At 65.0% G+C, this 13,629-nt stretch carries 13 protein-coding genes and 1 tRNA gene; 5 read left to right on the plus strand and 9 right to left on the minus strand.

The window, feature by feature from the left end; all coding sequences use genetic code 11:
- Window positions 1-100: 100 nt before the first annotated feature.
- Entirely contained in the window at window positions 101-1,453 is a 1,353-nt protein-coding gene (gene hemN, locus CFB24_RS12750) for an oxygen-independent coproporphyrinogen III oxidase (protein ID WP_088520987.1), read from the minus strand.
- Between the two features lie 124 nt (window positions 1,454-1,577).
- Between hemN and hemH the strand changes: the two genes are divergently transcribed.
- Window positions 1,578-2,594 (plus strand): ferrochelatase, encoded by a 1,017-nt coding sequence (hemH, locus tag CFB24_RS12755; RefSeq protein ID WP_088520988.1) that lies wholly within the window; start codon window positions 1,578-1,580, stop codon window positions 2,592-2,594.
- Entirely contained in the window at window positions 2,585-2,911 is a 327-nt protein-coding gene (gene cutA, locus CFB24_RS12760) for a divalent-cation tolerance protein CutA (protein WP_244593161.1), read from the plus strand. Before hemH ends, cutA begins: the two co-directional genes overlap by 10 nt.
- On the opposite strand, the gene galE is transcribed toward cutA, so the two are convergent.
- Window positions 2,912-3,904 (minus strand): UDP-glucose 4-epimerase GalE, encoded by a 993-nt coding sequence (gene galE, locus CFB24_RS12765; protein ID WP_088520990.1) that lies wholly within the window; start codon window positions 3,902-3,904, stop codon window positions 2,912-2,914.
- A gap of 202 nt (window positions 3,905-4,106) precedes the next feature.
- Between galE and CFB24_RS12770 the strand changes: the two genes are divergently transcribed.
- On the plus strand, window positions 4,107-4,991 hold the full coding sequence (locus CFB24_RS12770; RefSeq protein WP_088520991.1) for a UTP--glucose-1-phosphate uridylyltransferase: 885 nt from the start codon (window positions 4,107-4,109) through the stop codon (window positions 4,989-4,991).
- A 61-nt stretch (window positions 4,992-5,052) separates the two neighbouring features.
- Here the strand turns inward: CFB24_RS12770 and CFB24_RS12775 are convergent, their stop codons facing one another.
- From CFB24_RS12775 to CFB24_RS12800, 6 genes are all read right to left on the minus strand, one after another.
- Complete coding sequence (locus CFB24_RS12775) at window positions 5,053-6,429, minus strand: methyl-accepting chemotaxis protein (RefSeq protein ID WP_088520992.1); 1,377 nt, start codon at window positions 6,427-6,429, stop codon at window positions 5,053-5,055.
- A gap of 80 nt (window positions 6,430-6,509) precedes the next feature.
- Complete coding sequence (locus CFB24_RS12780) at window positions 6,510-8,147, minus strand: outer membrane beta-barrel protein (RefSeq protein ID WP_088520993.1); 1,638 nt, start codon at window positions 8,145-8,147, stop codon at window positions 6,510-6,512.
- Between the two features lie 89 nt (window positions 8,148-8,236).
- Window positions 8,237-9,097 (minus strand): dienelactone hydrolase family protein, encoded by an 861-nt coding sequence (locus CFB24_RS12785; RefSeq protein WP_088520994.1) that lies wholly within the window; start codon window positions 9,095-9,097, stop codon window positions 8,237-8,239.
- A 42-nt stretch (window positions 9,098-9,139) separates the two neighbouring features.
- A complete protein-coding gene (locus CFB24_RS12790) occupies window positions 9,140-10,228 on the minus strand; it encodes an alkene reductase (RefSeq protein ID WP_088520995.1) in 1,089 nt (362 codons plus the stop codon).
- 104 nt (window positions 10,229-10,332) lie between these two features.
- On the minus strand, window positions 10,333-10,578 hold the full coding sequence (locus CFB24_RS12795) for a DUF2312 domain-containing protein (protein ID WP_088520996.1): 246 nt from the start codon (window positions 10,576-10,578) through the stop codon (window positions 10,333-10,335).
- A gap of 60 nt (window positions 10,579-10,638) precedes the next feature.
- Entirely contained in the window at window positions 10,639-11,322 is a 684-nt protein-coding gene (locus CFB24_RS12800; protein WP_244593162.1) for an N-formylglutamate amidohydrolase, read from the minus strand.
- Window positions 11,323-11,589: 267 nt separating this feature from the next.
- Between CFB24_RS12800 and CFB24_RS12805 the strand changes: the two genes are divergently transcribed.
- The gene (locus tag CFB24_RS12805) at window positions 11,590-12,021 is read left to right on the plus strand and encodes a DUF1036 domain-containing protein (protein ID WP_170068147.1); all 432 of its coding nucleotides are present in this window, start codon (window positions 11,590-11,592) and stop codon (window positions 12,019-12,021) included.
- A gap of 14 nt (window positions 12,022-12,035) precedes the next feature.
- On the plus strand, window positions 12,036-13,472 hold the full coding sequence (pyk, locus tag CFB24_RS12810) for a pyruvate kinase (RefSeq protein ID WP_088520998.1): 1,437 nt from the start codon (window positions 12,036-12,038) through the stop codon (window positions 13,470-13,472).
- A gap of 63 nt (window positions 13,473-13,535) precedes the next feature.
- Here the strand turns inward: pyk and CFB24_RS12815 are convergent.
- A tRNA-Met gene (locus CFB24_RS12815) sits at window positions 13,536-13,612 on the minus strand.
- Window positions 13,613-13,629: the final 17 nt, after the last annotated feature.

Below are 13,629 nucleotides of genomic sequence, written 5' to 3' on the forward strand. Positions count from 1 at the left end.
AACAGAGATTCGCCGGCCATCATTTCGGTTTTGCGCGCGGCGGCTGACGCCGGCCATAATCCCGCTGGGATCGTGACCGGCGCCTGATTATCTGTTTGCGTTAGACGGCGACGCTGTGTTTGGCCGCCCGCGCATGCAGGTAAGCGTCAAAGGCCGCAGCGACAAGACGCATGAAGGGGCGACCGGCCTCGGTCAGAGAGACTGAGCGCCCCTCCCGCGTCGCAACCCCCTCCCGGACAAGCTGCGACAATTCCTCTTCGGCCCCATCGAAGGCCGAAGCATTCCCGAGCATGTCCTGCGCAACCGCGCCATAATCCACTTTGAAGTCGCACATCAGCCGCTCGATCACGGCCGCGCGGGCCTTGTCCTCGATCGTGAAGGCGACGCCCTTGACCACGCTGAACTGGCCGGCCTCGATGGCGCGGCGCCAGGAGCCGACATCGGGCGCGTTCTGAATGTAGCCCTGCGGCAGCTTGCCGATCGACGAGGCGCCAAACGGCAGCATGGCGTCGGCCTGGTCGACGGTATAGCCCTGGAAGTTGCGGTGCAGCGTTCCATTATGCGCGGCGATGGCCATCGGGTCCGACGGCAGCGCGAAATGGTCGAGACCGATGCTCTGATACCCTTTGGCCACCAGGGTTTCGCGGGTGACCGCCGCCTGGCGCAGACGCTCGGCCGCGCCAGGAAGGGCGGCGGCGTCGATCAACTGCTGCCGCTTGGCGAACCAGGGCGCATGGGCGTAGCCGAAAATCGCGAGCCGGGTCGGGTTCAGCGACGCGGCCAGTTCGGCGGTGCGAATCACATCCTCTTCGGTCTGGTAGGGCAGACCGTACATCAGGTCGAGATTGATCGCGGTGAAGCCGCTGGCGCGCAAATGCGCCACGCATTTTTCGACCACTTCGAAAGGCTGGACGCGACCGATGGCGTTTTGCACGTGATCGTTGAGATCCTGCACGCCCAGACTGACGCGGTTGAAGCCGGCGACCGCCAGCGAATCGGTCAACTCGCGGTCGACATGGCGGGGATCGAGCTCGATGGAAATTTCGGCGCCGGGCGCGAAGGCGAATCGGCTGCGCAGGGCGTCGGTCAGCGCCAGCAGGCGCGCGCCGCCCAGCAGACTCGGCGTGCCGCCGCCCCAATGGGCGTGGGTGACCGTGCGCGCGGGCGTCGCATCGGCGACCAGCGCGATTTCCCGCTCGAGCGTCGCCGCATAGGCGTCGAGAGGCTCGGCCTTTCGGGTCGCCTTGGTGTGGCAGCCGCAATACGTGCAAAGCTCGCGGCAATAGGGCACATGCGTGTAAAGCGACAGACGCGCCTGCGGATCAAGCCCGCGCAACCACTCACCGGCTTTTTCAGCGCCGATGGCGTCGGAAAAATGTGGGGCGGTCGGATAGCTCGTATAGCGAGGGACCGACTTTTCGGCTAGGACCAGACTGGACGAAAGACTGCTCATGTTCCCTCTTTGACACAACTCAAGCGGCCGCTCCTTGACGCGGATCAAACGGCGACTGGCCTGATCCATTGCTTTCCACGCCGCGTTATCGGATGAACAATAGACGAAAAAAATCAAGTTAGCCATGACCCCTTCGACAAACCATCCGCCCCCCTTCGGAAAGATCGGCGTCCTCCTGGTCAATCTCGGCACGCCCGAGGGCACGTCCTATTGGCCGATGCGGCGCTATCTGGCGGAATTCCTGTCGGACAGGCGCGTGATCGAGACTTCGCCCGCGCTTTGGCTGCCTGTGCTGCATTTGATGGTGCTGTCCAGCCGGCCCACGCAGAAGGGCAAGGACTACCAGGCCATCTGGAATCACGAGCGCGACGAAGGCCCGCTGAAAACGGTCACGCGGTCGCAGACGGAGAAGCTCGCGGCGCGCCTCGCCCCCCTCGGCGACCGCCTCGCGTTCGACTGGGCCATGCGCTACGGCAAGCCGTCCATCGCGGAAAAAATCCTTGCGCTTCAAGCGGAAGGCTGCGACCGGCTGCTCGTTGCGCCACTCTATCCGCAATATTGCGCCGCCACGTCAGCCACCGTCGCCGACAAGACGTTCGACGCGCTGAAACAGATGCGCTGGCAGCCGACCTTGCGCATCGCCGCCCCGTTCTTCGACCGGCCCGCCTATATCGACGCCCTTGCGGCCAGCCTGCGCGACCAGTTGTCGCAGCTTGCGTTCAAGCCCGACAAGATCGTCGTGTCCTGGCACGGCATCCCCAAGGATTATTCCGAAAAGGGCGACCCCTATTTCTGCCATTGCTCCAAGACCACGCGGCTGCTGGGCGAGTCGACGGGCCTGCGCGACAAGATGCTGATGACGTTTCAGTCGCAGTTCGGCCCGAAGGAATGGCTGCAGCCTTATACGCTGGCGACGGTTCAAGGCCTGCCGGCCCAGGGCGCGCGCAACGTGGTGGTGATCGCCCCGGGCTTCTTCGCCGATTGCCTGGAGACCCTTGAGGAGCTTGGCGGCGAAAACCGGCACGCCTTCCTAGAGGCCGGCGGCGAGAATTTCGCTGTCGTTCCCTGCCTGAACGACAGCCGCGAGGCGATCGACGTGCTGGAAGACATCGTGCGGACGGAGACGGCGGGGTGGATTTGAGCGCCTTCTGCGTCGCGCAGACCACGATCGACGACGAAATCCGCGCCAACGAACTCGCCGCCGCATTGGTGACGGGCAAACTGGCGGCTTGCGTGCAAATTTCGGAGGTCGCCAGCCATTACGTCTGGAAGGGCGCCGCGGCGAGAGAAAAGGAATTCCTGCTCGCCGCAAAAATTCGGCGCGCGGATTTCGACGCCGTCGCCGCCGCCATCCGCGCCCTGCACAGCTACGAACTGCCGGAGATCATCGCCACGCCCATTGTCGCGGGCGACCCGGCCTATCTGGACTGGCTGCGCCGCGAGACCGAGCGCGGCTGATCAGCCGCCCGCCTGCTCGGCGAGAAGCTTCTTCTCCCAGGCCAGGGCCTGACGCACGATCTCCTCGAGATCGTCATGAATCGGCGTCCAGCCGAGCGCCGCTTTGGCGCGGGCGTTGTCGGCGACGATGGCGGCGGGATCGCCGGCCCGGCGCCCGGAAATCTTGACCGGGAAATCGACCCCCGACACCTTTTTCACCGTCTCGATCACTTCCTTGACCGAATAACCGCGTTTGTAGCCGCAATTGCAGGTCAAATTGTCGCCGCCGGCGCGCAGATGTTTCAGCGCGGCCATATGGGCGCGGGCGAGATCGGTCACCTGGATGTAGTCGCGCAGGCACGTCCCGTCCGGCGTCGGATAATCCGTGCCAAACATTTCCATGCCCTTGCGCAGGCCGAGCGCCGCCTGCACGGCGACCTTGATTAGATGGGTGGCGTTCGGGAAGGACTGGCCGGCGCGGCCCTTGGGATCGGCGCCGGCGACGTTGAAATAGCGCAGCACCACATATTTCAGGTCATGCGCCGCCGCCGTGTCGGCCAGCATCCATTCCACCATCAGCTTGGAGCGGCCATAGGGCGAAACGGGTTTGAGCGTTTCATCCTCGGTGACGGGATTCTGTTGCGGATCGCCATAGACGGCGGCCGTCGAGGAGAAAATGAAATGCTTGACGCCACATTCGACGGCGCAAGCCAGCAGGCTGCGCGCCGAAGCGGTGTTGTTGAGATAATAGCCCAGCGGATCGGCCACCGATTCGGGCACGACGATCTTGGCGGCGAAATGGATGATGGCGTCGACGCCATGGCTGACCAGCAGGCGCTTCACCAACTCGGCGTCGCCGAATTCGCCGACCACCAGTTCGGCCTGCGGATGCACCGCTTGCCGCCGGCCGGTGGAGAGATTGTCGAGCACGACGACCTTTTCGCCGGCCTCGACCAGTTCGAGCACCATGTGCGAACCAATATAGCCGGCGCCGCCGGTGACGAGAACGGTCATGAGCAAATCCTGACAGCCGCAACAAAACGCCCCGCTCTTACCCGAGACGGCGGCGGAACGGAAGCGCGCCGTCGTTGCGGGCGGGCGCCTCGCCGCGCCATTTCCTTAGCTTCGCCAGATTTGAAATGCTAAGGAGCATCACCGGAATGTCGCTGCGAAAGGCGGCTCGGCCAAGGTGACTTCAGCGCTTGAGACGAACTCCATGAAAAAAATTCGTAAAGCCGTTTTCCCCGTCGCCGGTCTCGGCACCCGCGTGCTGCCCGCGACCAAGACCGTTCCCAAGGAAATGCTGACCGTGGTCGACCGTCCGGTGCTGCAGCATTGCGTCGAGGAAGCGCGCGAGGCCGGCATCGAACATTTCGTCTTCGTGACCGGCCGCAACAAGGCGGTGATCGAGGATCATTTCGACATCGCCTATGAATTGGAAGACACGCTGCAGCGCCGCAACAAGCTGAAGGAGCTGGACGGCCTCAAGGCGGACCTGCCGGCCGCCGGCGCAACCAGCTTCACCCGCCAGCAGGCGCCGCTCGGACTCGGCCATGCCGTGTGGTGCGCGCGCGACATTATCGGCGACGAGCCCTTCGCCGTGCTGCTGCCCGACATGATCACCCTGCCCGGCGCCAGCGGCAAGCGTTGCCTCCAGCAATGCGTCGAAACGTATAACGCCCACGGCGGCAATGTGATCGCGGTGGAAACCGTCCCGCAAGACCAGACCCATCAATATGGCGTGGTGGCTCAGGGCCAGGAATTCGGCCAGGCGTTCGAGATCACCGGCATGGTGGAAAAACCGCCGAAGGGGACCGCGCCGTCGAACTTCATCATTTCAGGCCGCTACATTCTGGAGCCTGAAATCTTCGATCTGCTCGGCAAAGGCCAGAAGGGCGCCGGCGGCGAAATCCAGCTCACCGATTCCATGATCGAACTGGCGAAGATCCAGAAATTCTTCGGCCATCATTTCGACGGCAAGACTTACGACACCGGCTCCAAGGTCGGCTTCCTCGCCGCCAATGTCGCCTTTGCTTTGGCGCGGCCCGACATCGAGCCGGACTTCCGCGCCGAGCTGAAACGAATCGTCGGCGCGCTCTGAGCCTTTGGGGTCCGCCCGGCGAAGTTTCTTCGTCGGGCGGCTCCCCGGTTCGCTCGAGATTTCAACGCGCGATCAACTGATCGAGCAGGCGGATCACCTCGGTCGAGACCGCCTCCATTTTCTCCACTTCGGCATAGGCGCCGGCGTGATCGCCCCGGGCGAACAGCTCGGCCGCCCGCTTGCCATGGACATGGACGGCCTCGTGCGGCCGTTCCAGCGCGGCGAAAGCCGGAAGCCGACGGATCGCGGGCTCGACGTCGCCGTAATACCATTTGCCGAGGCGGCAGGAGCGATGGTCGGCGAGTTCCGAAGCCTCAAGCCGCGACACGCCCGCGAGCATCTCGTTGAGACGCTTCTTCCACAACAAATGGTCGGACTTGGCGCGATGCAGAATGTAATCGCGCGGTTTGCGATTGTCGAAATCGGCGAGTTGCTCCTCGACCAGCGTCTCCGATTGCTTGCATGCGGCGACGGCGGCATGGGAATATTGAACGGTCTTGGCGAGCTTGGCCGAAATGCTGGTCGCGGTCGCCGCGAGTTGCGAGGTTGCGTCGGTTTGTTCGCCGAGGATGCGAAAGAGATCGCCCATCCGTTCCGCAGTCGATTCGCGCGTCTCCTCAACGGCGGACATTTTCGCATGGGCGTCGGCGTTGATCCGCCGGCATCGCTCCATCGCCGTTTCGGCGTCAGCGACGCAGGATCCCAGGCCATCCGTATCGCCGCGCAGCCGGTCGATGCGGCGGCGAATGTCTTCGGTGGCCCTGGCCGTCTGTCCGGACAAGGCTTTCACCTCCTGCGCGACCACGGCGAACCCCCGGCCGCTTTCGCCCGCGCGCGCCGCCTCGATGGTCGCGTTCAAGGCGAGCATGTTGGTCTGCGAGGCGATCGCATCGATATTGCCGACGATCTCGGTGATCTGGGCGGTCGCCTGGGTGAGCGCGGCGGCCCGGTCGGCGAGCTTGCGCAGCGCTTCGCCGATCTGCTCCACCGAGGCGGTCGAGGCGCCCACCGCCTCGGCCCCCTCGCGCACGAGCTGCGCGCTCTCCAGCATGACCGTCCGGGTCTGGCCCCCGACCGCGTCCAGGTTCTTCATCGACCCGTCCAGCCGTTGCAGGGCCGAGGCCATGCTCTGGACCAGCGCCTCGATGTCGCGCACTTCAACCGTCGTGCGCGAGAACGACGCCATGGCCTCGCTGGCCTGAATGGAAAGACCGACGGTGCGCTTCAGATTGGCTTCGTCGCGCGCCTGAAGCGCATCGAACAGCGCCATCGCCGCCGCGCCGACGGGATCGGGCAGCGGGCCCGACGGCGTGAGGCCGGCGCGCAAGCGATAGACGGCTTCGGCGATCGCCTGCAACAGCGCGCTGCGATGCTCCTGCGGCGGTCCCGGGTCGAGGAGGGCGATTTCGGGCCGTTTTGGCCTGAGAAGGTTCAGCATTGGGGCAGGCTCGAAGGATCGGGATTGCGGCGTCGTCGCACTCTAGCGGCTTAAGCCTTGCCTTGGACTGACCTCAGCGTTCAGCGCTGCAAGCGCAATCCGACCATCACGATATTGGCGGTGTAGTCGGTTCCCGCCTGATTGGACAGCATGCGTTGATGCGTGAACGACCCTTTGAGCACGATCGACCGCGTCAGGTTGTACTCCACCCGCAAGCCGGTCTGATAGAGCGTCTGGTTGAGATTGACGGCCTGGTAGCGCGAATCCTGCACGCTGCCTGTCGCGGTCAAAGTGAGATTGCGCAGCAGCGCGTGCGCGACTTCGACGCCGGCGACGCGGGAGACCGAGCCCGGCGAGCCGGCGATGGTGGTCTCGTCGAGCGAGGTCGCCGTGCGTAAGGTGACCTTGGTCAGCGGCGTCACCGTCCAGACCAGCGACGAATCCACCAGAGCGCCGCGCAATTGCGACAACCGCGCGTCGCGATAGGTCCGCTCGCCATAGCCGGCCGCGACGTCGCCGGTCAGCAGGCGCGAGAGTTCGAAGGTCGAACCGGCCCGCGCCAGCACCCCGTCGGAATCGCGCCGGTAGCCGGAGCCATCGACAGCGGAATCGCGGTCGCGCGTATCGAACGTCGTTTCGACAAACGGTTTGACGCCCGGCGTCAGCTCATAGGAGGCGCGGCCGGTCAATCCGTAGGCGTTGTAGGAATCCCGCGACAATTGCTGGATCGAGCCGTCGGCGAAATGCGCGTCCTGCCAATAGTCGCGCTCGGCCGATCCGCGCAGGCTCAGCTCCAGCCGGTTAAAAGTTTTCGCGACGCCGAGGCCGCCGCCGAACACGGCGATGATCGGCCGGGTGGACAGCGCGGTCGACTGACCGCCATTGTTAAGGTTGGGCGAGCTGGAGTTTTGCGTGGTCAGGACGAACTTGCCGTCCACATTGACTTTGAGATCGCGCGCGACGTCGATGCGGGCGAGGAACTTGCCGTCGCCATCCGGCGCGTCGGCCTCATGCGCGCGAAAATAGTCGTTGTAGCCCAGCCGCAAATCGCCGGTGAAGGCGTGATTCGACCAGTCCGATTGGGCCGATAGGCCCAGCTCCTCGCGTGCGAAAGCCGAACTGCGGTTGGCGCGCCCTGACGCAAGGTTCGGATTATCGCTGAAGCCGAGGTCGCTCTCGGCATAGGGCGTGACCCGCAGCAGGCCGACGTCGACGCCGACCGGAGCGAACGGGTTGTCCTCAAGCTTGGGGTGCGTTTTTTTCTGCGGCGGCGTCACGATGGCCGTCGTGGGCGAAGGCGCGACATAATCGGGATCGCTCGGGTCCGACGCCTGACCTCGCCTGAGGCCGAGCCGCGCCTCTGCGGAGGTGGGATAGGGCGCCAGCGGGCGCAAGGCCGGATAAGCCACCTTCTTCGGCGGCTTCTTGCCGGGTTTGCGGAGGACGGGCTTGCCATAATTGGCGGCGGCGGGTCCGCGCGGCTCCCCGACATCGGCCGTGAAGCGACCGTCGGACGCCTCGCCCGCCAGCCCTTGCCGCGCCGACCCGTCGAGCTGATCGCCCGGATCCCCCGACACCGGCGCGACCGGTTGCGACGAGGACGCGCGCGACGGCCCCCTCGCGTCCTGCGCCAACGCCGCCGACGCCATTCCCACCGGCGCGGCGGCGAGCCACGCGGCGACAGCGGAACAGTGAAAGCGGCGCGAAAAACCCGACAAGTGACCCTCGCATGAGCGGCGCGCAAGGGCGCCAGACCAGCTCAAGCGTTAGGCTTTTATGGTTAAGAAAGAGATACCTGCGACTGCCGTTAGGTCAGCACGCCATGACGCCGGAACCAGTCGGCCATGCGCCGCCAGGCGTCCTCGGCCGCATCCTTTCGGTAGCTTGGCCGGTAATCGGCGTGAAAACCGTGCGGCGCGCCCGGATAGACGTGGAACTCCGCTTCTTTTCCGGCCGCCGCCAGCCGCGCCCGCATCTGCTCGACTTGCGCGCGCGCGATGCTCTGGTCGGCCTCCCCGTACAGCCCGAGCACCGGCGCCTTCATCTCCCCCGCCAGATCGAGCGGGCTTTTGGGCCAGCGCGCTTTCTGCGCTTCGGGATCGACCAGCGAGCCATAGAAGGCGACGCCGGCCTTGGGCGCGGGCGAGGCGGCGCAATATTCCCACACGCTGCGCCCGCCGCGACAGAAGCCGACAATGCCGAGCCGATCGACGTCGCCGCCCTGCTGTTTCGCCCAGGCGACGGTCGCATCGAGGTCGGCCAGCAGCTCCACGTCGGGCTTGGCGTTCACGACCGGCATCAATTGCGCAATTTCGGGAATCTTCGTCAAATCGACGCCGGAGCGGAAATAATAGTCCGGCGCCACGGCGAACGCCCCAAGCTGGCCGAGGCGCCGCACGACGTCGCGAATATATTCGTGAAGGCCGAACACCTCCATCGCCACCAGAACGACCGGCGGGCGCTTGGCTCCCTGCGGCCGCGCGAAATATCCCGGCATTTCGCCGCCGGCGACGGCGATGGTCGCCGGCCCGACGTCGAGGCCTTCGGACTCCGTATGGATGGCCTCGGCGGAGACCGGGCCGGTCGCCAGGGCGTAACCCGCCGCGCCCGCCGCGACGAAATCGCGACGGGAGAGCGAACGTGCGGCGAAATCGGGTTTGTTCGTCATAGCGACCTCCGCCCCCTCAATCCACGCCGCCGGCCCCGGGTTTCATCCGGCGCGGACGGGATAATCGGTGTAGCCATGGGCGCCGCCGCCATAAAGCGTGGCGCGGTCCACTTCGGCCAGCGCCGCGCCGTCCCGCAAGCGCTCCACCAAATCCGGGTTGGCGATGAACGGCCGCCCGAACGCCACGAGATCGGCCGCGCCAGACTCCACGGCGGCGAGGGCCATGTCGCGGTCATAGCCGTTGTTGGCGATATAGACGCCCGGAAACGCCTTGCGCAGCGCCGCATAGTCGAACGGCGCGATGTCGCGCGGACCGCCGGTCGCGCCCTCGACGATGTGAATATAGGCCAGCCGCCGCTTGGCGACCTGTTCGACGAGATAGCCGAACAGGGCCTGGGGATCGCTGTCGGCGACGTCGTTGGCCGGGCTGACCGGAGAAAAGCGAATTCCCACCTTTTCCGGCGGCAGCGCCGCGAGGATTCCATCCACGACTTCCAACGTCAGCCGCGCGCGATTTTCGATCGAGCCGCCATAGGCGTCCGTGCGCTTGTTGCTGGAATCGCGTTGGAACTGATCGAGCAGATAGCCATTGGCGGCGTGGATTTCGACGCCGTCGAACCCGGCCGAGGCGGCGTTCTTGGCCGCCTTGACGTAGTCGGCGACAATGCCCGGCAACTCCGCCGCATCCAGCGCGCGCGGCTCGGACACGTCGACGAAGCCCTCGGCGACGAAAGTTTTGGTGTTGGCGCGGAGCGCCGAGGGGGCGACCGGCGCGCCGCCGCCCGACTGCAACGAGACATGCGAGATGCGGCCCACATGCCAGAGCTGAATGAAAATGGCGCCGCCAGCCTCGTGAACGGCGTCGGTCGCCAGCCGCCATCCGGCGACCTGCTCCGCGCCGGCGATCCAGGGCGTGTCGATATAGCCCTGGCCCTGCTGCGAGATCGGCGAAGCCTCGGTGATGATCAGCCCCGCGCCGGCCCGCTGACGGTAATATTCCGCCATCAAGGCGTTCGCCGCATTTCCGGGCGCGCGATTGCGCGTCAGCGGCGCCATCGCGATGCGGTTTTTAAGCGTCAGGGCGCCGAGTTGAAACGGCTGAAATAATTTCGAGCTAGGTGCGACGGTCACGGCGCGGTTCCTCTCTGAACGGAGACTTAGCCATGACCTATGCGCGGCGTGGCGCTTCAGCAACCGTGTTGCGGCGCAAGCGCGTCATTGCGGAAACGAAACCGTCACTCTCCGCCGCCGAGCGCGGACAGGTAGAGATCGAGGATTTCCTCTTCCTCGCGCCGCTTGTTCTCGTCCTGGCGGCGGATCGAGATGATCTTGCGCATGATCTTCACATCATAGCCATTGCCCTTGGCCTCGGCGTAGACGTCCTTGATATCGTCTGCGATCGCTTTCTTTTCTTCTTCGAGGCGTTCGATGCGTTCGATAAAGCTTTTCAGATGGCCGCCGTCGAGCGAGGCTGCGCTCATGATGTTCGATCCTGATTCCGTTGAATTGGGGTCTTCAGATGAACCAGAGCGGCGCCGCCGTCAAGAACGACGAACCCCGCGATCCGCGCGCGAGCCGAAGTGTTCGATCCGCCGCATGTCGGGCCGGGCCAGAATCGCCGGGAGGATGCGGGCCAGCCGCTCGGCCCAGGCGTCGCAAGCCTCCGGCGTGGCGAGCTCGTCCTGGCGAATTTCGATCAAGGCGCCGGGGAGCCCGCGCGTCGTGGACAATTCGTACATCGAGTCGTTTTTCAAGGCGCCGTCGTAAGGCTCATTGTCTCCGACATGCAGACCGTCGGCGCGCAAGGCTGCGATCAACGGATGCGCGAGCCGGGGATCGTCGTCCCAGAGCACGCCGCCCGGCCATGGCCGGGCGACGCCCCGGAACGTCGGCGTGAAACTGTGAACGCCCAGCACAACGGGAATTTGCCCGGCCGCGAGCGCGGCCTCGACCAGATCGATGCAAGCGCGGCGATAAGGGCGCCAGAATTTCTCAATCCGCGCCGCAGTTTCATCCGCTCCCGCCCTTGCGTTGCCCGGAATGACCGCCCCGTCTGAAATGCGCATGATCAGGGTTGGGTCGTCTTCGCCGCGATTGGGATCGATCAGGAGGCGGGAAAATCCCGCAAGCGCGGCGCTCGCGCCGGTCAATTCCGCTAAACGCGTCGTCAGGCGGGCCGCGCCAATGTCGTAGGCGATGTGCCGCTGCAAATCCGCCGGCGCCATGCCAAGCCCTGCATAAGCCGGCGGAATCGCGTTGCTGGCGTGATCGCAGAACAGCAGGAGCCGCTGGTTGGGCGAACCGGCGATCAGGACAACGGGTTCGAACGACCCGGATTCGGGAGTGGGCTGGAGAATGGCACGGTGCTCCGCAAGCGCTGAGGGCCGGGGTCGCGCCGGACAGTCGACGGCGATCCGACATTGTGGTTAAACGAAAAAAGCGGCGCTAAAGTCAAGACTCACAAATCTCGCGTCGCCAGAGACAGAGCCACCATGAACATGCAAGCTCGCCGTAAGGTCGCCGCCTTCGCCGCTTTCCTGTCCGCCTGCGTCTTCTCGGCCGCCGCCCGCGCGGATTTCCGCATGTGCAACAACACTGCGGCGCGGGTCAGCGTCGCCATGGCCTACACCAACGGCGCCAGCTGGGTCTCGGAAGGCTGGTGGAACATCAAGCCCGCCGCCTGCGAGACCTTGCTGCGGGGGCCGCTCGCGGCCGAATTCTACTATGTCTACGCCATCGACGAGCATGGCGGCGAGTGGAAAGGCAAAGCCTTCATGTGCACGCGCGATCGCGAATTCCGCATCGACGGCCGCGAGGATTGTTTTGTTCGCGGCTTCGACCGATCGGGCTTTTTCGAGGTCGACACCGGCAAGGACGCAAAGAACTGGACGGTCCAGCTGACCGATAACGGTCAAAACCGCTGATCAGGGAGACAGTGATGAAGCGCAGCCGCCGTTGCAAGATCGTCGCCACGCTTGGGCCGGCCTCCGAAACGGAGGAGATGATCGAAAAACTCTGGCGCGCCGGGGCCGACCTGTTTCGGATCAACATGAGCCACACCAATCCGGCCGGCATGCGCGAACGCGTTCGCATGATCCGCGCCGTGGAAGAAAAAGTCGGGCGTCCCATTGGAATTCTGGTGGATCTTCAGGGGCCGAAACTCCGCGTGGGCGCGTTCGCGGAGGGCGGCGCTGATTTGATCAAGGGCCAGAACTTCGTCCTCGATACCGACGAGACCCACGGCGATTCGACGCGCGTACGCCTGCCGCACCCCGAGATCCTCGAAAGCCTGCAGCCAGGGCACAAGATGCTGATCGACGATGGCCGGTTGCGGCTGGAGGTCATCGAGACCACGCCGAACCGCGCCGTCACGACGGTTGAAGTCGGCGGCCGCATCTCGAATCGCAAGGGCGTCAGTCTTCCGGATACCGAAATCCCGGATGCGGCGATGACCGAAAAGGATCGTATCGATCTCGTCGCCGCCGTGGAGACGGGCGTGGACTGGATTGCGCTGTCCTTTGTCCAGCGCGCCGAGGATGTAAGGGCGGTGAAGGCGATCGCCGGCGACAAGGCGATGGTTCTGGCCAAGATCGAAAAGCCGCAGGCGATCGCGCGGCTGGAGGAAATCATGGCCGCCGCCGACGGGTTGATGGTGGCGCGCGGCGACCTCGGCGTCGAAGTGCCGCCGGAAAAAGTGCCCGGACTGCAAAAGCGCATCACACGCGAAGCCCGCCGGCTCGGTCGCCCGGTGATTGTCGCGACGCAGATGCTGGAATCCATGATCACCTCGCCCACCCCGACGCGTGCGGAAGTCTCGGACGTCGCGACGGCGGTGTTCGAAGGGGCCGACGCCATCATGCTATCGGCCGAATCCGCCTCCGGCCATTATCCGGTCGAGGCCGTGGCCATGATGAACCGCATCGCCGAAAACGTCGAAATCGAGCCGGTCTATCGCAGCATCATCAACGCCCAGCGTAGCGTTCCGGAGAAAACCGGCGCCGATGCGGTGGCGATGGCGGCCCGCGATATGGCGGAGACGCTGGAGACGAAGGCGATCGTGGCCTGGACGGCTTCCGGAGCAACAGCGCTGCGCGTCGCACGGGAGAGACCGCGCGCGCCCATCCTGGCGTTGACGCCATGTCGCGATACGGCGCGGCGCTTGACTTTAGTTTGGGGCACGGAAGCGGCGGTTACGCGGGACGCGCATGATGTGGACGATATGGCGAACCGCGCCTGCAAATTTGCGGTGCGCCAACATTTCGCCGACGCCGGCGACCGAATCGTGATCATTGCGGGCGTTCCGTTTGGGACGCCTGGTGCGACGAACATGGTTCGGATCGCCTTCATTGCGGAAGACGGCCTACGGGCGCAGTAGCGTTTGGGGGATGGGGACGCGAAGAAGCCCCGTCGTTTTGTGGCGGGGCTTCTTCAGTAATTTTGGTTGCGGGGACAGGATTTGAACCTGTGACCTTCAGGTTATGAGCCTGACGAGCTACCGGGCTGCTCCACCCCGCGTTATGTTTGGCTGCTGA

Origin of the sequence: Rhodoblastus acidophilus (assembly GCF_900187365.1) — a bacterium.
In the GTDB taxonomy this organism is placed as follows: domain Bacteria; phylum Pseudomonadota; class Alphaproteobacteria; order Rhizobiales; family Beijerinckiaceae; genus Rhodoblastus; species Rhodoblastus acidophilus.

Excerpts from the sequence above, each read along its gene's own strand:
- CFB24_RS12800 (WP_244593162.1), bottom strand. The coding sequence starts at position 11,322 with ATGGCGCCGGCGGATTTGCAGCGGCACATCGCCTACGACATTGGCGCG.
- CFB24_RS12805 (WP_170068147.1), top strand. The coding sequence starts at position 11,590 with ATGAACATGCAAGCTCGCCGTAAGGTCGCCGCCTTCGCCGCTTTCCTG.
- galE (WP_088520990.1), bottom strand. The coding sequence starts at position 3,904 with ATGACCGTTCTCGTCACCGGCGGCGCCGGCTATATTGGTTCGCACATG.
- CFB24_RS12770 (WP_088520991.1), top strand. The coding sequence starts at position 4,107 with ATGAAAAAAATTCGTAAAGCCGTTTTCCCCGTCGCCGGTCTCGGCACC.
- CFB24_RS12795 (WP_088520996.1), bottom strand. The coding sequence starts at position 10,578 with ATGAGCGCAGCCTCGCTCGACGGCGGCCATCTGAAAAGCTTTATCGAA.
- CFB24_RS12785 (WP_088520994.1), bottom strand. The coding sequence starts at position 9,097 with ATGACGAACAAACCCGATTTCGCCGCACGTTCGCTCTCCCGTCGCGAT.
- pyk (WP_088520998.1), top strand. The coding sequence starts at position 12,036 with ATGAAGCGCAGCCGCCGTTGCAAGATCGTCGCCACGCTTGGGCCGGCC.
- hemH (WP_088520988.1), top strand. The coding sequence starts at position 1,578 with ATGACCCCTTCGACAAACCATCCGCCCCCCTTCGGAAAGATCGGCGTC.
- CFB24_RS12775 (WP_088520992.1), bottom strand. The coding sequence starts at position 6,429 with ATGCTGAACCTTCTCAGGCCAAAACGGCCCGAAATCGCCCTCCTCGAC.
- hemN (WP_088520987.1), bottom strand. The coding sequence starts at position 1,453 with ATGAGCAGTCTTTCGTCCAGTCTGGTCCTAGCCGAAAAGTCGGTCCCT.